The 25,511-nt window shown below is 70.5% G+C and carries 24 protein-coding genes and 1 pseudogene; 8 read left to right on the top strand and 17 right to left on the bottom strand.

Annotated elements, in window-relative coordinates:
* The first annotated feature begins 28 nt into the window (after positions 1 to 28).
* Together ACFYPH_RS04080 and ACFYPH_RS04075 are read left to right on the top strand one after the other, a co-directional pair.
* Positions 29 to 745, top strand: a complete 717-nt coding sequence (locus tag ACFYPH_RS04080) for a GIY-YIG nuclease family protein (protein WP_387178750.1) — start codon at positions 29 to 31, stop codon at positions 743 to 745.
* Complete coding sequence (locus ACFYPH_RS04075) at positions 723 to 1,202, top strand: very short patch repair endonuclease (protein WP_387178747.1); 480 nt, start codon at positions 723 to 725, stop codon at positions 1,200 to 1,202. The genes ACFYPH_RS04080 and ACFYPH_RS04075 overlap by 23 nt, the downstream gene beginning before the upstream one ends.
* 898 nt (positions 1,203 to 2,100) lie before the next feature.
* Here ACFYPH_RS04075 and ACFYPH_RS04070 read toward each other — a convergent pair.
* The 3 genes and pseudogenes from ACFYPH_RS04070 to ACFYPH_RS04060 all read right to left on the bottom strand — a co-directional run bounded on the left by ACFYPH_RS04070 (position 2,101) and on the right by ACFYPH_RS04060 (position 5,190).
* A complete protein-coding gene (locus ACFYPH_RS04070) occupies positions 2,101 to 2,349 on the bottom strand; it encodes a hypothetical protein (RefSeq protein ID WP_387178744.1) in 249 nt (82 codons plus the stop codon).
* A gap of 473 nt (positions 2,350 to 2,822) precedes the next feature.
* Positions 2,823 to 4,078 (bottom strand): annotated as a pseudogene (locus ACFYPH_RS04065) (cellulose binding domain-containing protein).
* Positions 4,075 to 5,190, bottom strand: a complete 1,116-nt coding sequence (locus ACFYPH_RS04060; protein ID WP_387178741.1) for a ricin-type beta-trefoil lectin domain protein — start codon at positions 5,188 to 5,190, stop codon at positions 4,075 to 4,077. The pseudogene ACFYPH_RS04065 and the gene ACFYPH_RS04060 overlap by 4 nt, the downstream one beginning before the upstream one ends.
* Before the next feature lie 287 nt (positions 5,191 to 5,477).
* On the opposite strand from ACFYPH_RS04060, the gene ACFYPH_RS04055 reads away from it, so the two are divergent.
* Positions 5,478 to 5,915 (top strand): VOC family protein, encoded by a 438-nt coding sequence (locus ACFYPH_RS04055; RefSeq protein ID WP_387178738.1) that lies wholly within the window; start codon positions 5,478 to 5,480, stop codon positions 5,913 to 5,915.
* A gap of 24 nt (positions 5,916 to 5,939) precedes the next feature.
* Here the strand turns inward: ACFYPH_RS04055 and ACFYPH_RS04050 are convergent, their stop codons facing one another.
* The 4 genes from ACFYPH_RS04050 to ACFYPH_RS04035 all read right to left on the bottom strand — a co-directional run bounded on the left by ACFYPH_RS04050 (position 5,940) and on the right by ACFYPH_RS04035 (position 10,328).
* The gene (locus tag ACFYPH_RS04050; RefSeq protein WP_387178735.1) at positions 5,940 to 7,154 is read right to left on the bottom strand and encodes a hypothetical protein; all 1,215 of its coding nucleotides are present in this window, start codon (positions 7,152 to 7,154) and stop codon (positions 5,940 to 5,942) included.
* Positions 7,155 to 7,313: 159 nt separating this feature from the next.
* On the bottom strand, positions 7,314 to 8,444 hold the full coding sequence (locus tag ACFYPH_RS04045; RefSeq protein WP_387178732.1) for an epoxide hydrolase family protein: 1,131 nt from the start codon (positions 8,442 to 8,444) through the stop codon (positions 7,314 to 7,316).
* A gap of 143 nt (positions 8,445 to 8,587) precedes the next feature.
* Positions 8,588 to 9,133: a hypothetical protein gene (locus ACFYPH_RS04040; protein WP_387178729.1), complete on the bottom strand. Its 546-nt coding sequence runs from the start codon at positions 9,131 to 9,133 to the stop codon at positions 8,588 to 8,590.
* 46 nt (positions 9,134 to 9,179) lie between these two features.
* Positions 9,180 to 10,328, bottom strand: a complete 1,149-nt coding sequence (locus ACFYPH_RS04035) for a hypothetical protein (RefSeq protein WP_387178726.1) — start codon at positions 10,326 to 10,328, stop codon at positions 9,180 to 9,182.
* Between the two features lie 244 nt (positions 10,329 to 10,572).
* On the opposite strand from ACFYPH_RS04035, the gene ACFYPH_RS04030 reads away from it, so the two are divergent.
* Together ACFYPH_RS04030 and ACFYPH_RS04025 are read left to right on the top strand one after the other, a co-directional pair.
* Entirely contained in the window at positions 10,573 to 12,126 is a 1,554-nt protein-coding gene (locus ACFYPH_RS04030; RefSeq protein WP_354855892.1) for a gluconokinase, read from the top strand.
* Between the two features lie 171 nt (positions 12,127 to 12,297).
* Positions 12,298 to 13,860, top strand: a complete 1,563-nt coding sequence (locus tag ACFYPH_RS04025) for an SLC13 family permease (RefSeq protein ID WP_387179358.1) — start codon at positions 12,298 to 12,300, stop codon at positions 13,858 to 13,860.
* A gap of 15 nt (positions 13,861 to 13,875) precedes the next feature.
* Here ACFYPH_RS04025 and ACFYPH_RS04020 read toward each other — a convergent pair whose 3' ends face one another.
* Positions 13,876 to 14,160: a putative quinol monooxygenase gene (locus tag ACFYPH_RS04020; protein WP_387178723.1), complete on the bottom strand. Its 285-nt coding sequence runs from the start codon at positions 14,158 to 14,160 to the stop codon at positions 13,876 to 13,878.
* A 156-nt stretch (positions 14,161 to 14,316) separates the two neighbouring features.
* On the opposite strand from ACFYPH_RS04020, the gene ACFYPH_RS04015 reads away from it, so the two are divergent.
* A complete protein-coding gene (locus tag ACFYPH_RS04015; RefSeq protein WP_387178720.1) occupies positions 14,317 to 15,738 on the top strand; it encodes a serine hydrolase in 1,422 nt (473 codons plus the stop codon).
* 7 nt (positions 15,739 to 15,745) lie between these two features.
* Here the strand turns inward: ACFYPH_RS04015 and ACFYPH_RS04010 are convergent, their stop codons facing one another.
* The 5 genes from ACFYPH_RS04010 to ACFYPH_RS03990 form a co-directional block, all read right to left on the bottom strand.
* Positions 15,746 to 16,546, bottom strand: coding sequence for a hypothetical protein (locus ACFYPH_RS04010; RefSeq protein ID WP_387178717.1), 801 nt, complete (start codon positions 16,544 to 16,546; stop codon positions 15,746 to 15,748).
* A 122-nt stretch (positions 16,547 to 16,668) separates the two neighbouring features.
* Positions 16,669 to 17,427 (bottom strand): MerR family transcriptional regulator, encoded by a 759-nt coding sequence (locus ACFYPH_RS04005; protein WP_387178714.1) that lies wholly within the window; start codon positions 17,425 to 17,427, stop codon positions 16,669 to 16,671.
* A 50-nt stretch (positions 17,428 to 17,477) separates the two neighbouring features.
* Entirely contained in the window at positions 17,478 to 19,733 is a 2,256-nt protein-coding gene (locus ACFYPH_RS04000; protein ID WP_387178711.1) for a putative bifunctional diguanylate cyclase/phosphodiesterase, read from the bottom strand.
* A gap of 169 nt (positions 19,734 to 19,902) precedes the next feature.
* Positions 19,903 to 20,076 (bottom strand): hypothetical protein, encoded by a 174-nt coding sequence (locus ACFYPH_RS03995; RefSeq protein WP_354863255.1) that lies wholly within the window; start codon positions 20,074 to 20,076, stop codon positions 19,903 to 19,905.
* Positions 20,077 to 20,083: 7 nt separating this feature from the next.
* Positions 20,084 to 20,317 (bottom strand): zinc-ribbon domain-containing protein, encoded by a 234-nt coding sequence (locus ACFYPH_RS03990; RefSeq protein WP_007455911.1) that lies wholly within the window; start codon positions 20,315 to 20,317, stop codon positions 20,084 to 20,086.
* A 102-nt stretch (positions 20,318 to 20,419) separates the two neighbouring features.
* Between ACFYPH_RS03990 and ACFYPH_RS03985 the strand changes: the two genes are divergently transcribed.
* Both ACFYPH_RS03985 and ACFYPH_RS03980 read left to right on the top strand, forming a co-directional pair.
* A complete protein-coding gene (locus tag ACFYPH_RS03985) occupies positions 20,420 to 20,785 on the top strand; it encodes a type II toxin-antitoxin system RelE/ParE family toxin (protein WP_387178707.1) in 366 nt (121 codons plus the stop codon).
* Positions 20,782 to 21,099, top strand: a complete 318-nt coding sequence (locus ACFYPH_RS03980; protein WP_354863257.1) for a helix-turn-helix transcriptional regulator — start codon at positions 20,782 to 20,784, stop codon at positions 21,097 to 21,099. Before ACFYPH_RS03985 ends, ACFYPH_RS03980 begins: the two co-directional genes overlap by 4 nt.
* Before the next feature lie 119 nt (positions 21,100 to 21,218).
* On the opposite strand, the gene ACFYPH_RS03975 is transcribed toward ACFYPH_RS03980, so the two are convergent.
* From ACFYPH_RS03975 to ACFYPH_RS03960, 4 genes are all read right to left on the bottom strand, one after another.
* Positions 21,219 to 22,088, bottom strand: a complete 870-nt coding sequence (locus tag ACFYPH_RS03975) for an SRPBCC family protein (protein ID WP_355132983.1) — start codon at positions 22,086 to 22,088, stop codon at positions 21,219 to 21,221.
* Positions 22,081 to 22,638, bottom strand: a complete 558-nt coding sequence (locus ACFYPH_RS03970; protein WP_354860773.1) for a helix-turn-helix domain-containing protein — start codon at positions 22,636 to 22,638, stop codon at positions 22,081 to 22,083. The genes ACFYPH_RS03975 and ACFYPH_RS03970 overlap by 8 nt, the downstream gene beginning before the upstream one ends.
* Before the next feature lie 99 nt (positions 22,639 to 22,737).
* Positions 22,738 to 24,081 (bottom strand): class I SAM-dependent methyltransferase, encoded by a 1,344-nt coding sequence (locus ACFYPH_RS03965; protein ID WP_387178703.1) that lies wholly within the window; start codon positions 24,079 to 24,081, stop codon positions 22,738 to 22,740.
* On the bottom strand, positions 24,078 to 25,475 hold the full coding sequence (locus ACFYPH_RS03960) for an FAD-binding oxidoreductase (RefSeq protein ID WP_387178700.1): 1,398 nt from the start codon (positions 25,473 to 25,475) through the stop codon (positions 24,078 to 24,080). The genes ACFYPH_RS03965 and ACFYPH_RS03960 overlap by 4 nt, the downstream gene beginning before the upstream one ends.
* Between the last annotated feature and the right edge of the window lie 36 nt (positions 25,476 to 25,511).

Genomic DNA, 25,511 nt, shown 5'->3' with positions numbered 1-25,511 from the left:
GTCTGTTCGGGCTAGGGAGGCATCAGCGTTGTCTAACCAAATCAACCTTGCCACGACCGCGCTTCCTCGAGAGGTGCAGGCCATCCGCAGGTCTATAGCCCGTGCGCTGAAGACACCTGACCCTTCGCGTCCAACCCAGACCATCGGACAGGCGAAGGCAGGCATCTATGCTTTCTATGATTACGATGGCGAACCGATTTACGTTGGACAGACGGCAGAGGGATTCAGCGTTCGAATAGGGCGTCATTTGACCGGCCAGCGATCAGACGCTGTGGCCAAGTATGTTCTGGATCCCTTTGAGGTTCACACAATTTCTATGTGGTCGCTGCCACATATCGGCGACCTTCCCGAGAAGCAGCGCAAAGCGGCGCTGAATCCATTCGAGTATACGGTATACCAACAGCTTCTCGAGACGAGCACCTACCGGGCGATCCTCAACGAGGGCGACATCCCCGTGGGACTTCTCCAGCAATTGCCTGAATCGGTAACCGAGGTTATCATCCCGAACGAGATATTTCCGGATCGCAACCACCCCGACATAAGAATCGCTCGACGAGCACAGACCATTTCATTGCTGGCCAAGAATATCAGCGAACGTAAGGTATCGATGGGCCTCCGTCGCACTTTAGCAACCCAAACGGCGCGGCTTAACGCGCTAGCCCGCGCCCGGTTTGAGGCGCTGGGCGACATCGTGGAAGAAGAAGGCCCTGAAGGCGCGGTAGATGAGCCCGAACCGCTCTTCTAGGAACTTGAACCCGGAGATGGGAGCGGACACGCTCCCTACGCCTCCACCGTCCGGGGCAACCGCGACAATGAAGGCAAACCGTAGCAGGGATACGAAGCCTGAACTCAGGATTCGACGCGCACTCTTCGCTCAAGGCCTTCGCTATCGCGTAGGACTACGGGTCGCCATGAAGGGTGGAAGCACTCGCCCGGACATCATCTTTACTCGGAAGAGGGTCGCCGTCTTCGTCGACGGATGCTACTGGCATGGATGCCCCCACCATTGCCGCATGCCCTCTGATCCGACAGGGTACTGGCACCAGAAAATCGCTCGGAATCAAATTCGTGACTCTCTAGTGACCCGGTCCCTGGAGACGGAGGGGTGGAGCGTCATCCGGATTTGGGAACACACTTCCATTGACGATGCCGTTAGCATAATCAGGGTAGCCCTCTCAAAGCAGCAACCGACTACCAGCTGACCGCCCCGGTGGAAGTTATTAAGCGTCCTAGATCGGGCGCGTCGACGTAGGGTGCTGAGGTCATTCTCAGCCACCTCCGATCGCAACTTTTATCTCGCGTTGCTGCACATTTTGGCCTGCTCCCAACAGGCCCTGCCCGACCACAGTCACGAGGCCGAGGGATGCGGCAGTAGCAGCCCTTCGGGGAAGACAACCCGACACGCCGCCGGCGGCGCCTCTCCAGCTGCTGGCCCTGACGGGATCGTGTCCCATAGGGCACGAATCGCCTGAACAACGTCGATAACCTTCTCAGCCTCCTTGGCGCCACGGGACCTGCTGTTCTGCCGGACGACCTCACTCCATCCACCGTTACGCTTCCGCCGCTCCGAGTTGACGAGTGGGCCCAAATCCTCCTGCAACGCGTACTCAAGCGCCAGTCCAACCCTCTTTGAGTCGAGGATTCCGACGAGTGATCGGGCTTGAGGTAGCTCAGGCCATGTCACGACCGCAACTTTGTGCCATATCTCGGGTGGAAACGTGTTGGCCAGATGGTGGCTTTCACCTATCGCTAGGTCACGTAACCGCCGTTCTGCCTCGCTGGTCTGGCCGACGTACAGTAGCCCCCAACGCAGCCAGACTCCGTAGATCACCGGGCCCCTAATCGGCGGCTGAGTATCAGTAGGTCCCACCAGCGCCTCACCAAGGCGGTGGGCGAAGCTGTACCTTCGGTGCCGCCAGGCGCGAGCTGCGGACCGCTCCATGGTGAGCCGATACATCGATGCTCGCCAGGTATCGAATGCGTGGTCGCCGCCCTTGTCCGCATTTCCGTGCAAAGCAATCACTTGATTGATATCCACCCTCAAGATGAGGAATCAGGGCATTTCCATCTTCGCCGTCCTTACCTAATGAGTCGCGCGTGCTACAGCTCGTCCCCATCACTCGCGGCAGCACCACCCAGCCAAGAGGTCCGCGCGATCCAGCGGTAAGAGAACTCAACACCCTGCTCGATGTTCACAATGCTGCCTTCAAGCAGGTTCTCCTCCAAGGCTTCGGTGGCGGCGGCTATGGCGGTGTCAGCAGCTTGGTTGATGCGATTGGCGTGCTGGTTTCGCTCGCCGAGCTGAACGTCGAGCGTCAGTCGGAGGTACTTGGGCGTCGATCCTGACATGTCCCCTCCAATATGAGGTCAACTCGTCTTCGCGTCCGGGAATCCTATGCATCGCATCCTGTTGTTGGCTGCACCAGCCGGAGTTTTGTCGTTTATCGGACACGTCATCGACTGTCGCCCTAGAGAGGCGAACCGGCCACCTCCCGACACCATGGGTCTCGACGCGGCTCTCGAAGGTTCTGTGAACCTAACGGAGCCCTCTCTGCTGCTGCCGGAGACGCCGCGCAGCAGACGAAACCGGCGAGTTGACAAGCGAGGTGCCGTTAGCGAGGCCGCCCCAGAGCTTCATCCGGGCGCGTGTCGTCAATCGGCTTGTCGCCGACTTTTGGTGACGCCAGGCACCGTTGGCGGAGCGCGCCGAGAAAAATACGTCGGCGAGCCTCGCCGCGCACCTCGGCGCTGGCCGAGGGCGCGGCGATCGACCGGTGGCTCCGATCCGAGCCAAGCGGCGCGCGTTCAAAACCTACGGCTGGTCACGGGCTCGCGCAGGTCGGTGATGTGGCGGCTGGCGTACCCGAGCTGAGGAAGCCGAAGGTCGTCGTGCCGCCGGGGGCGAGCGACCCGTTGTAGGAGACGTTGCGGACGGTCGCGGTGGAGCCGCTGGTGCTCAACGTCCCGTTCCAGACCTGACTGATGCTCTGGCCGCTGCTGAGGTTCCAGGTGACGGTCCAGCCGTTGATGGCGGCGGTGCCCGCGGTCACGGTGACCTCGCCCTGGAAGCCGCCGGACCACGAGTTGATGGTGCGGTAGGTCGCGGTGCAGGCGGCGCCGGAGGGTGGTGGCGTGGTCGGCGCACTCGTGGTGGGCGGAGTGGACGTGGGCGGCGGGGTGGTCGTGGGTGGTGACGTCGGCCCGTCCGGTGGCACCAGGGGGCAGGTGGCGCTGTACCGCGAGACGCCTGTGCTGTCCGCCAGTGGGCAGAGGAACTGGGTGTAGCGGGTGTCGTTGTCCAGGAACGTCTTGAGCCACGGGATCAGGAGTCGCATCTCGGTGGGGTTCGACCTGGTGAACGAGAGGTGGTCGTTGCCGGCCAGCTCCGCCCAGGCATGTTCCACGCCGGCTGGCAGGGTGTTGTAGATGCCCTGCACGTAGGAGGGCGTGACCGTGCCGTCGTTCTGTCCCGACAGGAGCATGGTGGGGACCTGGGTGGTGGACATGTTCAGGTTGTTCCGGGGGTGCCGGGTGCGAGGCCGACCGCCGTTTTCAGGGTCGGCCGCCGGAGGGCGGCGAGGAGGGTTCCGGCCCCGCCCGCCGAGTGGCCCATGACGCCCAGCCGGTTGGGATCGACCCGGTTGCGGATCGGGCTGGTGCGGGTGAGGTAGTCCAGTGCCGCGAGCAGCTGGGTGGCGCGGGCGTCGGCGCCGTCGGTGCGGCTGTTGGTTTCGATGCCGATCACCACGAACCCGAAGGACGCCAGCCAGGGGCCCATCCAGGCTTCCTCGTTGGCGAACAGGGCGGAGTAGCCGGGAACGATCGCTACCGCGCCCCAGGTGCCCAGGCTGGTGTCGGTCGGGTAGTAGACGTACCCGCCGTTGAAGCCGTTGCCGGCGGGCACTGTCGCCTGCGTCGTGGCGAACGGGCCGCGGGTGGCGGCGATGCTGGTCGGGGTCGGATCCGGCCCCCGTTGGTACGGGCTGTCCGCGGCGGCCGCGTCCCGTGTCGCTGTCGCCATCGCCAAGCCGAGGACCAGCGCGAGCGCGGCCGTCAGCCATCGTGTTGGCTGCTTCATCTGCGGCTCCACTGCTGGTTGGCCTGGCCGGTGCAGGTCCAGAGGACGAGCTTCGTGCCGTTGGCGGTGCCCTGGTTGTACGGGTCCAGGCAGAGGCCGGACTGCACTCCGGTGATGGTGCCGTTGGCGTTGACGTTCCACTGCTGGTTCGTCCCGCCGTGGCAGTCGTAGATGGTGACCTGGGTACCCGGGGAGGTGCCGTAGCCGGCTGCGTCGAGGCACTTGTTGCCGTACACGGTCAGCGCCTTGCTGGACGTGTAGGTCCACTGCTGGTTGGTGCCGCCGTGGCAGTCCCACAGCTGCACCTGGGTGCCGTTGGTGGTGGAGGAGCCGGGGACGTCGACGCACCGGCCGGACCGGGTGCCCACGAGCGTGGTGGTCTGTCCGCCGCCGCCGCTGCTCGGGTTGCCGATGCTTCCGGGGACCGATTGCAACGCGCTGTACCAGCGGGCGGCCATCTTGTCGTAGCCGCCGGCCGTGGGGTGGACGCCGTCGATCAGGTCGGCGGTGGTGAGAGCGCTGTGCATGTCGACCAGGTGCACCCGCTTGCCGGCGTTCACCTTGCTCTGCACGATGCCGGGGATCGCCGCGTTGAAGGTGCGGGCGGCCGCATCCTGGCCGCTGTTGGAGAGCGGAATGAGCTGCGCCACGAAGACCTCGGCGGTGGGCACGGTGCTGGTGATGTGGTCGATCAGCGTGGAGAGCCGGTTCGGCGCGGTGCTCACGTTGTAGTTCTGCAGGATGTCGTTGGTGCCGATGTGCAGCAGGACGGTCTGCGGTCGTTGGGTGTTCAGCCAGCCGACGATGTTGGCGTCGATCTGGTCGATGCGCCAGCCGGGATGCCCCTGGTGGTCGTGGTCGCCGAGGCTGGCCGGCCCGTTGAACTGCGATCCGACGAAGTCCACGGTGTACCGACCGGCGGCGAGACGCTGCCAGAGCCCGATGCGGTACCCGCCGGGCACCTGGGTGCCCTCGGTGATCGAGTCGCCGAGCGGCATCACCCGCACCCCGCCGTTGGATTCCGCGCTGGCCGGACCGGTGGGCGTCACCACCCCGGCGACCACGACACCGAGCGCGGCGAGCGCCGCGAGCCATCGTGCCCTCGTTCGCATAGCTTTCTCCCCTGGGTTGGTCGAGCTGGCCGAGGGCATGGGCCGACCGGTGGGGCCGCCACGGGCAGCCGGCAACCGTCTGGGAGCGGGGCCGGCCGGACCGAGCAGCCTCCGCCTGCCGGGCGTTCACCCGGCGCGCGCCGATCGTCACATCGGCACGGCGTCACTGCCTCAGCACTGGGACGAGTGTGAGCGTTAACAGCGATGATTGTAGATACATTGGATTGCTCTGGTCTACCGGCAACGTCGGGGCCGGCTGCCGAGGGCTCCCGCGTTAGGTTACGAAGATGGAGCAGCGGATCAGCCTGATCACCCTCGGCGTCTCGGACCTGCCACGCGCCAAGGCGTTCTACGAGCGCCTCGGCTGGCGCGGCCAGGAGGTCGAGGGGACTGTCTTCTTTCAGGCCGGCGGCCTGGCCCTCGTCCTGTGGAGCCGCGACAAGCTGGCCGCCGACGCGGACGTCCCCAACCCGGACACCGGCGGCTTCGGCGGAATGGCCCTGGCCCAGAACGTCCGCTCCCGGGCCGAGGTCGACGAGGTGCTGGCCACCGCGGGCGAAGCCGGCGCCGAGGTGACCCAACCGGCCCGGGAGACGTTCTACGGCGGCTACGCCGGCTACTTCGCCGACCCGGACGGTCACGTCTGGGAGATCGCCTGGAACCCCGGCTTCACGCTCGGCCCGGACGGCTCGCTCACCCTGCCCGACTTCGGCGCCACGACCTGACCCGACCGCAGCAGCAGCCCGAGGTCACGGCCCGGCGGGCGGGCAGAGCAGGCGGTCCACCAGCGGTATCAGCGGATCCAGGCACACCGTCAACAGGGTGGGATCGGGCGTCGTGGTGGGTGACGGGGACGGTGCGGCGGGCCGGGCTGCCGTGGGCGGAGCCGTCGGCGTCGGAGCGGACGTCGGCGACGCGCTGGCCGACGGGGTGGGGGCGCTCGAGGGCACCGGCTCGGTGGAGGGAACCGCAGCGGTGGTCGGGACCGGAGCGGCAGCAACAACGGCGGACGGGACGGGCGCGACGGGCCGGGGCGGGGCGGCCGCCGGTGCCCGCGCCGGCTCGGTCGGACGGGCGGGCGGGACCAGGGCCGGCGGTGCCACCAGGACGGCGGGCGCCCGTAGCGGGGCGAGCACACTGGTGCTCCGCACGGCCGGCTCGATGGGCGCGATGGTCGCCGCCTCCGCCCGCCGCAGGGGGCCGGTCTGCGACGGTCCCACGGCACCGGGGCCCAGCGCCGCGAACACCACAGCCGCGACGGCGGCGACGGCGAGCGCCCGGCGGTCGGGGCGTACCGCCGTCAGCGGCGCGTCGGCCGGCCCGACCGCCGGCAGTGGCACGGGCGGGGATGCCTGGTGCGCGGCCAGCAGGGCGTCGAGCTGCGCGGTGACGGCGGCACGATCCCCGGCAGCCGAAGCAGCCGCGAGGGTGAGATAGAAGCGGACGTTCACGGCGGTGCTGGCCGGGACCAGCAGCCCGGAGAGTCGGCCGTCGTCGTGCAGCAGGGTGACGGGCACGCCGGGGTGGTGAGCGGCGCCGCGCAGGTCCGCGTACCGCCACTCGCGCCGGTGCTCGCGGCCGGCGAAGGCCACGCGGTGGCTGGTCACGACGGCCATGCCACTGTCGACGCTCCGCAGGCCCGCCGGCAGGGCCGCGTCGGGTGTCTCGGTGAAGGCGCAGCCGCCGGGCGTGGGCAGGCCGGCGACGTGCCGGGCCTCCGCCTCGACCAGCTCTGCGACGGGTACGACCCGGAAGACGAGTTCGTCGACGTCGAGGTCGACGGGGAGGCCGGTACGTGGCTGCGTACACCCGAGGAACCCGGCGGCTTCGATCCGTAGCCGGACCAGGTGGTCCCCGCGTAGGCGCCAGGCGGCGGTGGCGTCGCGGTACGCGCGCTGACGCCGCTTGTTCTCGCGCTCGGCCCAGGCGAGCCGCCAGGAGGGAGGTGCCAGCAGTGCGGTCACGGTCACACGCGGTACAACCGCTCACGTACGTGACAGGCAACGCTCGTCGAATCGATGTCTCCCGTTGCGCCCGAAAGGAGAGAATTGACGGGCACCGGCGGCTGCTCCGGCAGAGACCGGAGCAGCCGCCGATCAGGACGGCAGCGGTAGCGGCAGCCCCTACGAGCGCAGCGAGGTGAAGAACTCCCTCAGCTCACCGGCGAGCAGGTCCGGTTCCTCCAGCGGCATGAAGTGCCCGCCTCGGCCGGGTTCGCTCCAGTGCCGGATGTCGGTGCAGGCCCGCTCGGCGATCTCCCGCGGGAAGTTGGCCTGCGAGGGTTCGGTGCTCACCGTGAACGCGGCGGGCACGGTGATGTCGGGCCGTGGCGTGTTGTGGCCGAAGTCGACGTACTGCCGGAACGACGAGCCGATCGTGCCGGTCACCCAGTAGAGCGTGATGATCGTGAGCAGCGTGTCGGTGTCGAAACTGTTCGACAGGTCGCCGCGGTTGTCGCTCCAGTCCCGGTACTTGTCGACGAGCCAGGCGGCCAGCCCGGCCGGGGAGTCGGCCAGCGCCGCCGCGAGGGTGTCCGGCCGGGTGCCCATGATGGCGCTGTAGCCGCCGTCGGTCTCGTCGTACGTGGACTCGGCGTCCAGAAACGCCCGCTCGGCCGCCGAGAGCGGTCGGTCGTCGAAGCTGGCCGGGAACGGTGGATGGATCATGTGGATGCCGGCCACCTGCTCCGGATACCGGGCACCGAGCCAACCGGTGACCACACCGCCGACGTCACCGCCGAAGGCGCCGTACCGCTCGTAGCCGAGCACGTCGGTCATCAACTCGTGCAGCGTCCGGGCGAGGACCGCCCGGGTCAGCGGCACGTCGGGCAGCTCCGAGTAGCCGAAGCCGGGCAGTGACGGCACCACCACGTCGAACGCGCCCCCGAGAGGGCTGGTCAGCCGGTCGACCAGGGGCAGCATCTCGACGAAGCTGCTGGGCCAACCGTGGCTGAGAAGCAACGGCGGCGGCGCGGGCGTACCGGCCGGGCGGGCCGCGCGGACATGCAGGAAGTGCAGCTTCCGGCCGCCGACGAGCGCCAGATACTGGGGGTACGCGTTGAGCGCGGCCTCACGGGCACGCCAGTCGAACCCGTCGTGCCAGTAGGACACCAGGTCCCGCAGGTAGTCGGGATCGGTGCCGCCCTGCCACGGTCGGTCGCCGCTGCGGTCGGTGAAGCGGGTACGGGCCAGTCGGGCCCGCAGGTCGTCGAGGACCGCATCGGAGACGTCGATGCGGAACGGTGAAACAGACATGTGTCCTCCGATGAAGGAGGGCGCACTCCCCGACGCGAAGACGTCAGCTGAGGGGGACGGACGAGAAGGGCGCCCAGACGTGACAACTGGTGTTCACGGGGCTCACCTCCTTCTCGTCGCTGACGCGGATCACCGTACTCCAGTCAGCCCGCGCGCCGCCGATGGGGCAGGGGGCCGAGCAGTGGGCCGTCGGCCGGAAACCGCGACCGGGTACGCGGCGGGTACGCCTCGCAGTGCCCGGCCCACTGGTCGGCGGCGACGGCGAGGGCGTCCGCGGAGACGGTGAGGACCAGCGGATAGATGGCATTGGCCGGCCGACGCATCCACGGGGGCAGCGACTCGGCGGAGAACTCGACGGTCAACTCCAGCCGACGGCGGCGGATCGCCCGGGTGCGCAGGGCCAGGTTGGGCTCGGTGAAGCGGACCATCGCCGGCGGCGGGCTCGGCCCGCCGGCCGCCGTCGCCTGGCCGTGCAGCCAACTGCCCAGCGCGCGGGCCTCCTCGACCATCAGGCTCGGGTAGTGGTGCGACCAGGTCTGGCCGTCGGCGGTGCGGGCGTCCACCTCGATGAGCAGCCAGTCCTGCCATCCCGGCGCGGCCCGCTCGGGATCGTCGGGCGGGTCGATGCCAGGCTGGTAGCCGACCGGGCGGATCCGCACCCGGGCACCATCATCGGACCGGATCTCCACCCGATCATTCTGGCCGACCGAAGCGGACAATAACCCCCAAATCACGTTACTGAGTGATGGCCCGCCGGACGCCTCGATGCTCGGCGCACGCGCCCGCCCGGCCACCGGTCAGGCTGACCGAGCCGTCCCGGCACTGCACCAGATAGCCCCGGCCCGCCCAGAACTGCGGCACGCAGTCGAACCAGTCGCAGACCTCGGCGGCCGGCCGGCGGATCCGGGTTCCGGCACAGAAGTCGTACCCCAGGGGATTTTCCGGCGCGCCGCAGCGCGGCCCGGCGGTCGCGGTGGACGACGGGCGCGGCGACGACGGCCGCTTCGGCGCGGTGGTGCGCGCGGGCGGCGGGGACACCGGGCGCAGCAGCGCGGGGAGCGCGCTGGGGGTCGACGCCGGAGTGGCCGCCGCCGCGACCTCCGCGCCGCGGGTCGGGCCCGACGGGTTCGAGTCGAGAAGCGCCGCCGGCACCAGTAGGGCGATGCCCGCGGCGACCGCGATGGTCCGACGGCCACCGGGAACGAGCGAGGAGAGCCGGGCCTGCGCCGGCGTGGTCACCGCTGGCCGGAACGGCTTGAGCTGGTCGTGCTCCGCGATCAGCTCGTCGAGCTGGTCGAGCACCGCGGCGCGCTGCTCGATCGCGTCGGCGAAGGCCAGCGTCAGCTTGAACCGGAAGTCCGCCGCCGCGTCGGTGGGCAGCAACAATCCGGAGGTACGCCGCCGGTCCAGCACCTGGATCAGGGTCACCGGCGCCGCCGGGTCGTGGGCCAGGCCGGTCATCCGGCCGTACGCCCAGTCGCGCCGGCCGCGTCCGCCGAGCAGGACCAGCCGACGGCTGGTGATGACGGCCATGCCGGCATCGGTGACGCGTACGCCGTCGGGCCGGCGTGGGCGCAGCGGCGCGGCCGGCGCGGCGACCGTCAGGTCCGGCGCGGGCAGCACTGTCGTGTGTCGCACCTCGACCAGTTGCGCGGCGGGCAGTGCCCACAGCACGACCTCGTCGTCGACCAGCTCAAGTGGGAGGCCCGCGCCGGCCGCCGCGGAGCCCTGGAAGTCGGCGGCCAGGGCGCGCAGCCGCCGTAACTCGTCGTCGCGTCGCCGCCAGGCCGTCTCCGCGCCGCGGTACGTGCTGACCCGCCGCACGTTCTGCCGCTGCGCCCAGCGGTACCGCCACGTGGAACCCGTCGATTCAGTCTTTGCCACGCCGACTCCTTCGCCGCGCAGGCCACCAATCCGGGGTGCACTCGGATTAACAGTGTTGACGGTCGGCCGGGACACGCCAGGACGGGCGAACTATCCGAATGGCGGAGCAACCCGGACGATAGGGCGATACTGCTGCGTCGATTCACCTTCCGTCGTGTCGTGCGGGGCGGTCGCTGTCTCGGTAACGTCAGCCGCAGCCGGGTGGCGACGCCGCCGCACCGCCCGCACGGAGGGGGTGAGGGTCATGCCGCCAGACACCCTGCCCGGTGTGGTGGTCGGGGTCGACATCGGCACCACGAGCACCAAGACCATGGCGTACGACACCGACGGGCGGCTGCTCGCCAGCCACTCCGCCGCCTACCCCCTCGACGATCCGCACCCCGGGTACGCCGAGCAGGACCCGGAGGTGATCCTCGCCGCCGTCGTCGAGTCGATCCGGGCCGTGGTGACCGAGCTGACCGTTCCGGTCTCCGGCCTGGCCTTCTGCTCCGCCATGCACAGCCTCATCGGGCTCGACGCGGCCGGCAACCCGCTCACGCCGTCGGTGACCTGGGCCGACTCCCGCGCCACCCGCCAGGCCGAGCGGCTGCGGGCCGTGCCGTCCGGGCTGGCCCTGCACCGACGCACCGGTACGCCCATGCACCCGATGTCACCGCTGCCCAAGCTGCTCTGGTTCGCCGAGCAGGAGCCCAAGCTCTTCGAGCGCGTCGCGCACTGGGTCGGCATCAAGGAATGGGTGCTGCTGCGACTCTGCGACGCGCTGGTCACCGACCACTCGATCGCCTCGGCCACCGGCCTGATGAACATCCACACCCTCGAGTGGGACACCGAGGCGCTGACCATCGCCGGCATCACCGAGGAGCAGTTGCCCCAACTGGTCGCCACCACCGCCGTCCTGCCCGGCCTCGCCCCGCGGGCCGCCACCGCCCTCGGCCTGCCGCCACGCACCCCGGTGGTGGTCGGCGCCGGTGACGGACCGCTGGCCAACCTGGGCCTGGGCGCGGTGCACCCCGGCATGGTGGCCTGCTCGATCGGCACCAGCGGCGCCATGCGGGTCATGGTCGAACGCCCCGGCGTGGACCCGCTGGGCGGGGTGTTCTGCTACGCGCTGACCGAGGACCGCTGGGCGGTCGGCGGCGCGATCAACAACGGCGGCATCGTCCTCAAGTGGGCGGGCGCGGCGCTCGCGCCGGAGTTGGGCGAGCACCCCGAAGAGGAGCTGGTAGCCCTCGCGGCCCGCGCCCCGGTCGGCTCGGGCGGGCTCATCATGCTGCCGTACCTGCACAGCGAACGCGCTCCACACTGGAGCGCGCTGCCCCGCGGCGCGTACGTCGGGTTGACCCACGGGCACCGCCGCGAACACCTCGTCCGGGCCGCGATGGAGGGGGTCTGCCAACAGCTCGCTCTGGTGCTCAGCTCCGTGCGCGCCGCCGGCAACGAGGTCCGTGAGATCCGGGCCGGTGGCGGTTTCGCCCGCAGTGGCCTGTGGCGGCAGATGCTCGCCGACGTGCTCGGCATGCCGGTGAGCTTCCCGGCCGGCCGCGAGGGGTCGAGCTTCGGTGCCGCGCTGCTCGGCATGCAGGCGCTGGGCCTGATCCCCAGCATCGACGTGGCGGCCGACCTGGTCCGCATCGAGGAGGTCATCCGCCCCGACCCGGCCGCCGCCGCCACGTACGCGGCGCTGCTGCCGCTCTTCGCCGAGCTGTACGACGCGCTGGTGCCCACCTTCACGTCGATGCGTCGGCTGGCGCCCGGCCTGCCCGCCGAGCCGGCCACCCCCGCAGGACCACCGATGTAGGCCCTTCGGCCGGCCCGCCCAGGGCCGACCCCCGTCCCGAAGGTCGTGATCGCCGTGCTTCCACCCCTCGCCCTCGCCGAACCGCTGACCTCCCTCGCCACGCCGGCCTGGCTCACCGCGCCGGCCCCTCTCGCGACGCCGCCCTCGTTCGCGGCCCCGGCTTCGTTCGCGTTGCCGGCCTCGTTCGCTGCACCGGCCGAGCCGGTCACCACCGCCGGCGACGGCCAACTCGTCGTCGCCGCACTGCTCGGCATCGTCGCCGTGGTGCTGCTGATCGCCTGGGCCAAGGTCCACCCGTTCCTGTCGCTGATCCTCGGCGCGGCGGTGCTCGGCGTGGTCGCCAGCGTCGCGCCCGACAAGATGATCACTTCGTTCACCGGTGGCGTCGGCACCACTGTCGGCGGCGTCGGGCTGCTGATCGCGCTGGGGGCCATGATCGGCGGTCTGCTCGCCGAGTCCGGTGGCGCGGACGGCATCGTCAACCGGGTCGTCGGCCGGGTGTCCGGCCGCGCGCTGCCCTGGGCGATGGCCGGGGTGGCGGCGCTCATCGGGTTGCCGCTCTTCTTCGAGGTCGGCGTGGTGCTGCTGGTGCCGATCGTGCTGCTCGTCTCGATGCGGACCGACGTACCGCTGATGAAACTCGGCATCCCGGCGCTGGCCGGCCTCTCGGTGCTGCACGGCCTCGTGCCACCGCACCCCGGCCCGCTGGTGGCGATCTCGTCGCTCAACGCCGACCTGGGCCTGACGCTCGGGCTGGGCCTGCTGGTGGCGATCCCTACGGTGATCATCTCGGGGCCGGTCTTCGGCAATTTCATCGCCCGGTACGTGCCGGCGACCGCACCGGCCGCACTGCTGCCCACCCGCCGCCAGCCCGCCACCCCCGCGGGCACAACCGAAGCGACAGGCACCGCCGGAACGACAGGCACCGCCGGAACGACGGGCACGGCCGGGGCGCCGGACCGGCGCGATGTGGACGGTGACCTGCTCACCGACGACGATCTCGTCAACCCGGGCGGCGGTCAACCGGGCGAGCCGGTGGACGACAGCGGCACGGAGACCGCCCGGCGTACCCCGGCGTTCTGGCCCGCGGTGATCACCGTGCTGCTGCCGGTGGTGCTGATGCTGCTCCGCGCGGTCGGCGAGCTGACGCTGGACGAGGGCACGGCGGGCCGCAAGACGCTCGACATCGTCGGCACGCCGATCGTGGCGCTGCTCGCCGGGGTGATCCTGGCGATGTTCACCCTCGGCTACCAGGCCGGATTCAGCCGGTCCCAGGTCTCCTCGGTGCTCGGCGGTTCGCTGCCCCCGATCGCCGGCATCCTGCTGATCGTGGCGGCCGGCGGCGGGTTCAAGCAGGTGCTGGTGGACGCCGGGGTGGGCAACCTGGTCGCCGACGCCGCCAAGGACGCGAACCTCTCGCCGCTGCTGCTGGGCTGGCTGGTCGCGGTCGGCATCCGGGTGGCCACCGGCTCGGCGACGGTCGCCACCATCACGGCGGCGGGCATCGTGGCACCGCTCGCCGCGACGCTGGACCGGCCGGGGGTGGCCCTGCTGGCACTGGCCATCGGCTGTGGGTCGCTGTTCTTCTCGCACGTCAACGACGCCGGGTTCTGGCTGGTCAAGGAGTACTTCGGCCTGACCGTCGGTCAGACCATCAAGAGCTGGTCGGTGATGGAGACGCTCATCTCGGTGGTCGGCTTCGCCGGCGTACTCCTGCTCGATCTGCTGGTGTAGCGCCCGGGGCGGGGGTCAGGCCGCCTCGACGCCGGAGATCAGATAACGGTGCACGTCGGCGTCGAGGATGGCCGCCGTCTGGGCGTCGCCCGGCCCGGCGCCGCGGAACGCCGCCAACTGCTCCGGGGACTCCCAGCGCTCGAAGACGTGGATGCGGCCCGGGTCGAGTGGATCCGTCGCGAGCAGGAAGTCGAGGCAGCCGGCCGCCGCGCGGGCCTGTTCGATGACCTGCCGGCAACCAGCGAGGTAGTCGTCGCGGGCGCCCGGCTCGACGAGCAGACTGCCGGCAATGATCAACATAGGTGCCTCCCCGGGCCGGGCATCGCTGATGCCCCTGATACCGCAGAGTCATCTTTATACCTCTGAGGTATGTCGCTCCCGGGGACATCAGCGCCCGGACGGGTGACGGCGGTCCCGGCCGCCCCATCCGCCTCCCACGCTTCTTATCGTGCAAACGTGAGAAAAAGCGACAAGAAGCACTCATCTTCCCTGTTCGCGCCGCACCCCCACGTATCCCTCGGGTGGCTGGCGGCGGCGGTCGCCCTGGTCGTCGTCGCGACGACCGGGCCGGCCACCGCCGACGGCCCCGGGCCGGACCGCCAGAGCACGCCGGGGTACGGAACCGAGCCAGCCAACGACGGACCGGCGGGGAACGACGGACCGGCCGACGGCGGATCAGTCGACGGGAACGGGCCGGTGGACGGGGGCGGGCGCAGCGACGAGCCGGGCGTGGAGCCCGCGCCGGAGCGGGCGCCGACCAGTGAGGTGTCCTGGCTGTCGTTTCCCGGCGGTGCGTTCGCGGTGGACTCGCTCGGGCACACCGTGCGATACCGGGCCTGCGACGGCGACACCGGCCGGGTCGCCGATCCGGACATGCTGGTCGCCGCCGGGGTGGCCAGCGGCGAGGTCACCGTCGAGGGCAGGAGCTTCCGCTACCGGGTGCCGCTGATCGGGCGCAGCGCGGGCACGCTCGTGGTGTCCGGGCCGCAGGCTCAGCCGGTGGAGCTGACCGGCGTGGTGGTCACCAGCCCGCAGCCACCCACCGACCCGGTCGAGGGCGCCCGGCTGTTCCCGCTCAGCGGGCAGCTCGCCCGGGTGGTCGCCGACGCCAGCCTCAACCCGTCCGGCGCCACCGTCCGGGACCTGTCCGGCCGGTACGGCGACCAGCAGATCTCGGTCAACGGCGCGCTGCGCCCCAAGGCCGCCAGCGTCATCAAGCTGTGGATCCTGGTGGAGCTGCTGCGCCGGGTCGACTGTGGACAGGTCTCGCTCGACGACGGCGTGCTGGTCACCCCGGCGGACGTGGTCGGCGGCACCGGCCAGCTCCAGTTCGAGACGTTCCCGCAGGTGGTCACGCTGTACCGGCTCGCCCGGTACCTGATCAAGTACAGCGACAACGTCGCGGCCAACGTGCTGATCACCTACCTGGGCGGGTTCGCCCCGGTCAACGCGCTGATCGACTCGATGAACCAGCGGTCCACCATCCTGGCCCGCCGGATGCTCGACAGCGCGGCGGCCCAGCGCGGCGAGGAGAACTACACCAGCCCGGACGACGTGGTGTCGCTGCTCGGCGCGGTCTGGGACGGCGAGATCCTCACTCCGGCCTCCCGCGACCTGATGATCGGCTTCATGCGGGAGCAGACCCTGAACACCAAGATCCCGGCGGCGCTGCCACCCGGAGTTCCGGTGGCCCACAAGACCGGCGACCTGCCGGACGCCTCCCACGACGTCGGCTACTACCTGATCCCCGGCACCGAGACCGCCGTTGCGTTCCTCACCGCCGGCCCGATGGCGACCGGCGACGAGACCGTCCGCCGGATGGCCCGGACCGTCTACGACTTCCTGGTCACCCCGAGCGACGGATCGGTGGAGGAGTGAACCGGCGTCAGGCGCCGGGGATGTTCGCCGGCGGGTCCTCCCCGACCAGGTCGGCCGCCGGCGGATCGGCCGTCACCGGCAGCCCGAAATCCGAGTACGTCAGGTCGAGTTGAGCCGTCTTCTCCTGCTCGGTGGCCAGCTCGATCCGGTAACGCACCAACCGGCCCTGCTCGTCCACGCTGGCGGTGAAGGGCACCTTCGCGGCCCGGTCGCCGAGCACTCCGCCGATCCCGCCGCCCAGGACGGCGGCGCTGTCGCGCAGGTCCAGCGTGCCCGCGTACTCCCGGGTGCCGGTCTGGCGGACGGCGGCCGGCGCGGTCAGCGTGCTGGCCAGCCGGGTGTTGTCCAGGCCCTTGTTGGTGACCGGCCGACCCGGCCTGCCGACGTGCCACCAGGTCTTGCCGTCCCAGACCGGGATCCGGCGGTCCGGGGCGCTGACCCGCACGTAGACGTCCGGACCGGTGCTCAGCCGCTCGATCTTCACCTCGCCGTTGGGCACCTTGAGCGAGGTGGTCTCCGTGCCGCGTCGCGCCTTCGGGTCCCACACCAGGACCGTGGTGTCCCCCTCGGCCGTTCCGCCGCTGCCCACCGTCAACCGGTACGGCTGTTCGTCGACCTTCGCGGCGGCGGCGACCAGCACACCGGCCGGATCGGTCGGGGCCGGAGCCGCGCCGGTCGCCGCGGTCGACGTGCCGGCGGACGGGCGGCCCGCCTCCGGCTCGTCACCGGCGGCGACCAGGGCCCACACGCCGGCCGCGACCGCCACGACGAGGACAGCGCCGACGGCGACCAGCTTGGGCTTCTGCACGGTCATCTCCCCTGAGCGGGGCGCGCCCGCCGGCCGGTCGCCGATCGACGCGTACCGCGGTGCGGTCCGGCCAGAGTAGCCGGACCGCACCGACCGCCGTTTCCGGCCGGCCACCTCATCGATCAGGCGCGGCTGATCGCGTTGGCGTGGATCGCCTCGTGCAGGTACGCCGCGAGGCCGGGGGCGATGTTCTCGTAGTACGCGGTGAACCGCTCGTCGGCCAGGTACATGTCGGCCAGCCCGGTGTGCATCTCGTACGAGCACTCGTAGAACCAGCGGCTGATGAGCTGCCGGTGCTCCTCGGCCAGGTCCGTCGCCTCCGGGCCGTCCGCCGGTGCGCCCGAGGCCAGCAGCGCGACGATCCGCCGGCCCCAGTCCTCGTTCTCGGCCTTGTGCCGCAGCCAGTCGTCCTTGCGGTAGCCGGCGACCCGCCGGTTCGACTCCCGGTACGCGTCGGTGTCACCCCAGCGCCGCTCCGCCTCGGCCTCGTGCTCCTCCGGCCTGAAGTCGCCGAAGACCTCGAACCGTTCCTCCGGCGTGAGTTGGATGTTCAACTTGCTCGCCTCCATCGCGAACTCGACCGCCGCGACCATCTCCTGCAACCGCTTGATCCGTACCGTCAGCAGCTCGTGCTGTCGGCGCAGGTGCGCGGCCGGGTCGGCCGCCGGGTCGTCGATGATCGCGGTGATCTCCTCAAGTGGGAAACCCAGCTCGCGGTAGTACAGGACGATTTGCAACCGTTGCAGGTCCGCGTCGTCGTAGCGGCGGTAGCCGGTCGGCGTCCGGCCGCTGGGCGAGAGCAGGCCGATCTCGTCGTAGTGGTGCAGCGTCCGTACCGTTACGCCGGCGATCTTCGCCACCTGACCCACCGTGTACGCCATGGTTCCCCTCCCTTCCGGGAACCAGACTCCCGCCTGCCGTTACGTCAGGGTCAAGCCCGATTCTGACCCACCGTGGCGGGGCTGTCCGGACGCCCGTACAGATAGCCCTGGCCGCGTGGGCAGCCGATCGCGGTGACCGCGTCGTGCTGGCGTTCGGTCTCCACGCCCTCGGCGACCACCGCCAGGTCGAACGCGCCGGCCAGCCGGGTGACCATCTCCACGGTGGCGTACGCCCGGTCGTCCGTGCCCAGCCGCGCCACGAACGACCGGTCGATCTTCAGCTCGGTGGCCGGGATGCGGTGCAGGTAGCTCAACGACGAGTAGCCCGTACCGAAGTCGTCGATGGCGATCTGGATGCCCAGCTCCCGCAGCTGGTGCAGCCGTTCCAGCACCGCGTCGGTCCCCTCGATCAACGCCGACTCGGTCAACTCCAGCGTCAACGCGCGCGGCGCCAGCCCGGCGCTGGCGGTGGCCGCCGTGACCGTGGCGATCAGGTCGGGCCGGCGCAGGTGTGCAGCGGCGATGTTCACTGCGACCGTCGCCTCCGGCGCGCGGGCCCGCCAGGTCGCCGCCGCCCGACACGCCTCGTGGATCACCCAGCGGTCGATCGGGAGGATCAGCCCGGTCTCCTCGGCCAGCGGCAGGAACTTCGCCGGCGGCAGCATCCCGAGCCGAGGGTGCCGCCAGCGCACCAACGCCTCGGCGCTGCGGACCGCGCCGCTGGACAGGTCGACGATGGGCTGGAACTCCAGGTGCAGTTGCTCCTCGTCGACGGCCCGGCGCAGGTCGGCGATCAACTCCGCCCGGGACACGGCCGACTCGCGCAGGCCCGGGGTGCACGTCCGGTACGCGGACTTGCCGGCCGCCTTCGCCGCGTACATGGCGATGTCGGCGTCGCGCAGGAGGTCGGTGTGCGAGGCGTGCTGCGGCCCGTACTCGGCGATGCCGATGCTCGCCGACGGGTGTACGCCCACGTCCTCGTCACCGTCGGAGGGCCGCAGGGCGTCCAGCAGACGTTCGGCCAGCCGCTCCGGCGACACCGGCCCCTCCCCCTCGACCAGCACCGCGAACTCGTCCCCGCCGAGCCGGGCGATGGTGCCGTCGCCACCCACCGCCGTCCGCATCCGAGCCGCCAAGCCGGTCAGCAGGGTGTCGCCGGTGGCGTGCCCGAACCGGTCGTTGACCTGCTTGAACCCGTCGAGATCGAGCAACAGGACGGCCACCGGCCGGCCGTCGCGCAGAGCCAGGCGCAGCAGCCTGTTGAACAGCAGCCGATTCGGTAGGCCGGTGAGCTGGTCGCCGTACGCGAGCCGACGCAGTCGCGCCACCAGGCGCAGGTTCTCGTTGGCGGCCAGCCCCTGACGCACGGCGAGAGCGGCGAGCAACGCCATCATGGACACGAATACCAGCGGCGGGGTCTGGCCGGTGGGCCGGCGGGCCAGCAGCACCGCGATGATCGCTCCACCGACCGGCAGGTACGGCAGCGCCACCCGCCACCACGGTGGCAGCGGCGACTCCGCGGTCTCGTCGGTGCCGTCGCAGTCCGGCGGCGGCCGGTTTCCGGTGGCCAGGCCGATCAGCAGGTAACTCAGCGGCCAGCACAGGTCGATGGGGTGACCGGCGGCGTAGTCACCGCGGGCGACCAGCGAGACGTAGACGACGTCGGCGACCACCCGGATGGTGAGGCTCACCGCGAGCACGCTCATCGGCCGCCACAGTGGTCGCGTCGGCCCGGCCACCGCCACCAGGATGGTGAGCTGCATCAGGTCGAACATCGGGTAGAGCAGCCCCAGCGTGCGCGCCGGGTCGGCCAGCTCGGCGGCGGCGACCCCGCGGAACACCAGCACCCAGCCGATCGGCACCAGGGCCAGCGCGACGATCACGCCGTCCAGCAGCGTCCGGGCCCGCCCCACCCCGGTCCGGGGCCCGGACGGGGAGCTGAGCAGCGCGGCGGTGCCGGTGAGGATGCCGGCGGTGAAGACCACCCCGACCAGCGGGGTGTGCGGCAGGTCTCCGCCGACGAGCCGCTGCGCCGTCCAGGTCGCCCGGCCCAGCGCGGCGAGCGCCATGGTGAGCGCGAGCAGCGTCCAGAATCGGCGCAGCGGGGCCGGGTGTCGACGGGCCACGCCGGCACAGGCGACGGTCGCCCAGCCGGCCACCAACAGCGCGCCCACGTCGCTGACCAGCGCGGCGCCGGGCAGCGCGGCGGCCAACCAGCCGGCCTCCACGACCAGGACCGCAACCGCGACGATCGGGCCGATGGGCTTGAGCTGCCCCGCGGCCTGCTTCACGTCCTGTCGCGACACGGTCGCTCCGGCTCTTCGTCGTGTGTGCACAGTCGGGCGGACCGGTCCACGGCAAACCCCGAAAGCCTAGCCAGCGCCCGGGAACGCCGCCAGGGCCGAACATCCAGGTCGATGCGGTCTGCCCGGGCCTTCGTGACGGCCTGTGTCGCGCACCGGCCGGCGGGTCAGGTCAGCGGCCGGCGGAGCGGTTCCAGGGTGAGCGGGGCAGCGCGGTGCCGGCCAGCGGGCGGCGCACGGGTCGACGCAGACGCCGGCCGGGGGTGCACGGCGGGCGGGCGGCGGTGTGCACGACGGGTCCGGTCGACGACGGTCGACCGATCAGCCAGCACAGGAAGCGGGCCATCTGCGGCTCAGCCGACCGGGAGGCGCTGGGCGTCGGACTTGGCGATCTCGTACTGCGCCCCACAGAACGTGCACTGCTGCGCGTACCGGGTGCGGATCGGGATGAGGGGGATGAAGAAGAGGGTGAATTTCGTCGACCGGCGGGTGATCACCTGCGCGGCGTGGTTACCGCAGTGGCGGCAGACCTGCTGCACGACACCGGACCGGTCGACCTTGGTACGCAGACCAAAGATGAAGAACATCGCCCGGCAGTACCCACTCCACCCCGAAAAGTCACCGAACCCGGGGCACCGATCGGTTCGACAGTCGCAGTGACAGTGTATAGCTATTGGTATACTCCTCGGGTGCCGCAGGATGAGTGGGACGTCTTCGTCGTCGACGAGGTCCGTGCCTGGATCGACAGCCTCGACGAGGCGACATTCGTCCGGGTCGTCCAGGCCATCGACGCGCTCGCCGAAGCAGGACCGGGGCTGGGCTGCCCCCTGGTCGACACGATCAGGGGGTCGTCGCTGGCGAATCTCAAGGAGTTGCGACCCGGCACCGTCCGCATCCTCTTCGTTTTCGACCCGTGGCGCGCCAGCATCCTGCTGGTCGCGGGCGACAAGGCGGGCCAGTGGCAGAGCTGGTACCAACAGGCCATCCCGCTCGCCGAACAACGCTATGAGATCTACTTGAAGGAACGCGCACAGCAGGAGGGGGGCCAGCGGTGAGTGGACATGTGCGGTGGTCGGATATTCGGTCGGAGTACGTACAGCGGGCCGGCGGCGAGGAGGCCGTTGCGGCCGGAAAGCAGGAGTTGCTCGCGCAAGTCGTCGGGCATCGCCTCGCCGAGGTACGACGCGCCCGCGGCCTCACTCAGCAGCAGGTGGCCGAGCGCATGGGGGTGACCAAGGGGCGGGTCTCCCAGATCGAGCAGGGCCGGATTTCCGGCCAGGAAGTGGTTGCCCGGTACGCCGTCGCCCTCGGCGGCCGACTCCACCAGGCCATCTACTTCGACGACGGTGATATCGCCGCCATCGCGTGAGCCGCCTGCCGACAGCACCCTCTCCCCACCCACAAGATCGTGCTCGATCCAGGATGTAATGGCCTCTGGCGTGAACGAGGCGACTACATCCCTGATCGAGCACGATCAAGGCGCGACGGTCAGCTGGCGGGTTCGGGCTCCAGGCCGGGCACCTCGGTCGAGATCCAGATCGGCTGCCAGCCCGGCACCTCGTGGAAGCGGCGCAGCTCGGCCAGGCCGGACACCGACCCGCTCCAGGCAGCGTACGGAGGGTTGGTCTCGTCGAAGCCGCTCTGCACGAAGGTCAGCGTGGTCCGGCCGTTGGACTCGGCCAGCTCCCAGTTCGTGACGCCTGTCGGTCCCCAGTCCACGGACATCTTCCGGCCCGGCTCCAGGTCGACGATCTTGGCCGCGTACCCGGTCTCGAAGCCGCCCATCGCGTACCGGCCGCCGACCCACGGCTCGATCCCGATGGGGTAGCCGAACCAGGCGCTGGCCTGCTCGGAGTCGGTAAGCGACTCCCACACCTTGTCCATGGGGGCGGCGATGACCAGCTCGCCGCGCAGGTCGGCGGAGGTGAAGTCGGTACGCGGCAGGAGCGGCCGACCCTCCAGGTGGGCGGCCAGGTTGGCGATGGACAGCGCCCAGAACGTCTGGAGCACGCCCCGGATGCTGGAACCGCTCATCGCCTCGGCGAAGTCGAAGTGGCTCTGGGTCAGCGTCAACACCGTGCTGTCCGTGCTCTCGGCGGTCAACTGGAGCTCGGTGGTGGTCTCCACCCCGTCGAGCAACCAGCCGAAGCGCAGCGTGTCGTCGTCGGCGTGCAGCAGGCGCTGGTGCGGGGCGTCACCCTCGGGCGTGTAGCGACCCCAGAACTCGTACCGCTGAGGCAGCTCGACCTCGGCGTGCTCGGCCAGCCAGAGTCGCAGCTCGGCCGGGTCGGTCAGGGCCTCGCGGACGCGCCCGACGGGCGCGGAGAGACGGGCCTGGACCTTCAACGCTTCACTCATTGTCGTTTCCTTTCGGATAGCAGGCGACGGCGAGCTTGAAGGCGTCTCCTTCACTGCCGCCGTAACGGGCGAACAGGTCCTGAAGTGCGGTTTGCAGGTCGTGCAGGAACTGCGGGCGCTGCTCCGCGGGCACCCGGATCTCCCCGGAGACCCCGATCGATGGCAGCTCGGGCGCGGCCCGGTCCAGGGCGGCGACGTCCGCCTGGACCTCCTCCATCAGGTCGAGCAGGTAGCCCAGGCTCAGCTCGTCGCGGGCCCGGCGCAGCCCGATCCGGCCGACCAGCCGCGGGGAGAGCCAGTAGGACCGGGCGGCGGCCTGGTAGATGCCTTCGGTGATGCCGCGGACCTTGCGCTCGTTGACCAGCTCGACCAGGCCGGCCGCGACGAGCTGCTTGACGTGGTAGTAGACGCGCTGCGGCGTCTGGTCGAGTCGGGCCGCGACCTCCGTGCAGGTACGCGGTTCGGCGAGTTGCCGCAGCACCTCGACACGCTGCGGCTTGAGCAGGACTTCGGCCTGCTCGATCTGCTCCAGGTACAGGACGTCTCTCATGGCAAAATCAGTTTGTACGTACAAAACTTGTTTGTCAATCGCTTCGCGAAAAGCCGCGCCGACTTCCCGACGCGGCTTCAGGCGACGCTCAGCAGGTGGTCAGGGCAACCAGTCCGGGCGCAGCGGGTAGCCGTTCACACCGTCCGGGCCGTTGTGGGTGGCCAGCACCTGGTGCAGTTGGATGCCGTTGCGCTCGAACGCCATCCGCGACCCGGCCATGTACAGCCCCCACACCCGGGCCGTGCCCGCGCCCACCTCCGAGACGCAGAGGTCCCAGTGCTCCACCAGGTTGCGACACCACGCGGCCAGCGTCAGCGCGTAGTGCTGGCGCAGGTTCTCCTCGTGGTGCACCTCCAGCCCGGCGTCGTGCACCTCGCTGATCAGCCGACCCGGGCCGGCCAGCTCACCGTCCGGGAAGACGTACCGGTCGATGAACGCGCCCGAGCGGTGGGGCGCCCGGTTGTCGGCCCGCGTGATGGTGTGGTTCAGCAGCCGCCCACCCGTACGCAGCCGCGACCGCAGCGCGCCGAAGTAGGACGGGTAGTTGCGCACCCCGATGTGCTCGGTCAGACCGATCGAGGAGATGGCGTCGAACTGTTCCGCCGGCGCGTCCCGGTAGTCCAGGTGCCGCACCTCGGCCAGCTCGGTCAGCCCCTCCCGCTCGATCGCCGCCTGCGCCCACTGCGCCTGCGCCTTCGACAGGGTCACCCCGAGCGCCTTCACGCCGTACTCCCGCGCGGCGTGCCGGACCATGCCACCCCAGCCGCAGCCCACGTCCAGCAGCCGCATGCCCTTCTTGAGCGCCAGCTTGCCGGCGACCAGGTCGTACTTCGCCGCCTGGGCCTGCTCCAGCGTGTCGTCCGGGGACCGGTAGACCGCGCAGGTGTACGTCATCGACGGGCCGAGCACCTTCTCGTAGAAGGCGTTCGAGACGTCGTAGTGGTGCGAGATCGCGGTGCTGTCGCGCACCCGCGAGTGCCGCAGCCCGTTCATCACCCGCTTCCAGCGCGGCAGGGCCTCCTGCGGAGGGGCCGGCGGGGGCAGCAGCCGCTCCCAGCCCAGCCCGCGCGCCAGCGCCACCCCGTCGGCCACCGACGGTGGGCGCAGCCGCAACTCGTCCTTGAGCACCCGCAGCGCCTCGTACGGGTCACCCGGATGCACCCCCTGCAACGCCAGGTCACCGCTGACGTACGCCCGGGCCATGCCCAGGTCACCGGGGGCGGTGAGCAGGTATGACAAACCCCGCTCGGAACGGATCGACAGGGTGATGCCGGCGTCGGCCGGGCCGACGGCGCTGCCGTCGTACCCGGTGATCCGCACCGGCAGCGGCCCGGCGGTGACCGCGCGGACGACGTCCGCCACGGTCGGACCGGTGCGCCGGCCCCCCGCCGGCGGGGTGGCGGGAACGCTCGCCGCCCCCTGGTCTCGATCGGTCAGGCTCATGCTCGTGCTACCGCCTTCTCGTACAGTCCCGTCAGCCGGTGGTCCGGGTCGTAGCGGTCCTTCACCGCGCGCCAGGTCTCGCCGCCATAGAGGCGATCGAAGGCGTCCCGGTCGTAGTACGCGTCGGAGTAGAGCGACTTGTGCCCGCCCGACTCCGACACCCTGCGTTCGATCGTGCGGTTGACGTCGCCGTCGGCGGCGCCGGGCGCGATCGGCACGCTCCCCCAGAAACCAATGTTGACGTAGTCCTGCCCCGCGTGGAGCGGATACAGCGGCCACGACCGCGCGGAACCGGGACCCTCCGGTTCGCGCAACCGCAACGGGCAGAGCCACACCGGGGTCATCCCCACGTTGTCCGCGAACCAGCGCAGGAAGTCGGCCGTGCGGTCCAGCGGGATCTCCACGTCCTGCACGACCCGCTCGCGGGCCGGCTGGCCGCGCAGCCGGTCGATCCGGGCCGCCACCTGGTGCCGGTGCTCGAGGCGGACCAGTCGGTGGTAGACGTCGCTGCGCCGGTAACGCGCCGGCCAGAGCCTGCGCACGACCGGGTGCTGCGCGCCGAACGCCGCCGAACACCAGAACCAGTCGGTGTCCCAGCGCCACAGATAGTCGTACGCGGTCAGCACGTCCCGGGTGCGCCGGCGCAGCGACCGGTAGTAGATCTCCTGGCCGGTGTAGTCGCTGGGCGGGTCGGCCGCGTCGGTGAAGGTGCCCAGGATCAGGTACGCCTCACCGGGGCTGAACATCACGCCGTCCATCACGTCGACCGGTTCGCCGGCCCAGGACCGGGTGGCGGTCACCTCGGCGATCGCGTCGGTGAGCGCCTCCAGTTGGGTGAACCGGATGTTGCGCAACGCCACATACCGGCCGACCGGTTGCAGCTCGATGCGCAGCCGGGTGGCGTACCCGAGGCTGCCCAGCGAGTTGGGGAACGCGGTGAACAGGTCGGCGTGCTCCCCGTCCGGCCGGGCGGTGACGATCTCGCCGGAGCCGGTGAGGATGTCCATCTCGCGTACCGACTCGTGGGGCAGGCCGTTGCGGAACGAGGTCGACTCGATCCCGAGGCCGGTCACCGCCCCACCCAGGGTGATGGTGCGCAGTTGCGGCACCACCAGGGGCATCAGCCCGTGCGGCAGCGTCGCGTCGACCAGGTCCTCGTACGTGCACATGCCCTGCACGTCGGCGGTCCGGGCGGTCGCGTCCACCGCGAGCACCCGGTTGAGGCCACTCACGTCGAGGCCCGGGGTCCGGGGAGCGGACCGGGGGCGGAACAGGTTGGAGGTGCGTTTGGCCAGCCGGACAGGCTCGCCCGTGGGCACCGCGGCGTACGACCGCCGCAGCGTGTCCACCGCTTCATCATGGTCAATGGGGTGATCCACACGCTCAGCGCGCATGTGATCACCTTACGCCCGGACCCCGAAAACGGTGGG

The sequence above is a fragment of the Micromonospora sp. NPDC005252 genome (genome assembly GCF_042872475.1).
Classification (GTDB): Bacteria; Actinomycetota; Actinomycetes; order Mycobacteriales; family Micromonosporaceae; genus Micromonospora.
The sequence above is the reverse complement of the archived record's forward strand: the minus strand, read 5'-3'. Positions and strand labels throughout refer to the sequence as shown.

What these genes read in the sequence shown, in the direction of transcription:
- ACFYPH_RS04075 (WP_387178747.1), top strand. Translation starts at nt 723, where the DNA reads ATGAGCCCGAACCGCTCTTCTAGGAACTTGAACCCGGAGATGGGAGCG.
- ACFYPH_RS04070 (WP_387178744.1), bottom strand. Translation starts at nt 2,349, where the DNA reads ATGTCAGGATCGACGCCCAAGTACCTCCGACTGACGCTCGACGTTCAG.
- ACFYPH_RS04060 (WP_387178741.1), bottom strand. Translation starts at nt 5,190, where the DNA reads ATGCGAACGAGGGCACGATGGCTCGCGGCGCTCGCCGCGCTCGGTGTC.
- ACFYPH_RS04055 (WP_387178738.1), top strand. Translation starts at nt 5,478, where the DNA reads ATGGAGCAGCGGATCAGCCTGATCACCCTCGGCGTCTCGGACCTGCCA.
- ACFYPH_RS04045 (WP_387178732.1), bottom strand. Translation starts at nt 8,444, where the DNA reads ATGTCTGTTTCACCGTTCCGCATCGACGTCTCCGATGCGGTCCTCGAC.
- ACFYPH_RS04030 (WP_354855892.1), top strand. Translation starts at nt 10,573, where the DNA reads ATGCCGCCAGACACCCTGCCCGGTGTGGTGGTCGGGGTCGACATCGGC.
- ACFYPH_RS04020 (WP_387178723.1), bottom strand. Translation starts at nt 14,160, where the DNA reads ATGTTGATCATTGCCGGCAGTCTGCTCGTCGAGCCGGGCGCCCGCGAC.
- ACFYPH_RS04005 (WP_387178714.1), bottom strand. Translation starts at nt 17,427, where the DNA reads ATGGCGTACACGGTGGGTCAGGTGGCGAAGATCGCCGGCGTAACGGTA.
- ACFYPH_RS03995 (WP_354863255.1), bottom strand. Translation starts at nt 20,076, where the DNA reads ATGGCCCGCTTCCTGTGCTGGCTGATCGGTCGACCGTCGTCGACCGGA.
- ACFYPH_RS03990 (WP_007455911.1), bottom strand. Translation starts at nt 20,317, where the DNA reads ATGTTCTTCATCTTTGGTCTGCGTACCAAGGTCGACCGGTCCGGTGTC.
- ACFYPH_RS03975 (WP_355132983.1), bottom strand. Translation starts at nt 22,088, where the DNA reads ATGAGTGAAGCGTTGAAGGTCCAGGCCCGTCTCTCCGCGCCCGTCGGG.
- ACFYPH_RS03970 (WP_354860773.1), bottom strand. Translation starts at nt 22,638, where the DNA reads ATGAGAGACGTCCTGTACCTGGAGCAGATCGAGCAGGCCGAAGTCCTG.
- ACFYPH_RS03965 (WP_387178703.1), bottom strand. Translation starts at nt 24,081, where the DNA reads ATGAGCCTGACCGATCGAGACCAGGGGGCGGCGAGCGTTCCCGCCACC.
- ACFYPH_RS03960 (WP_387178700.1), bottom strand. Translation starts at nt 25,475, where the DNA reads ATGCGCGCTGAGCGTGTGGATCACCCCATTGACCATGATGAAGCGGTG.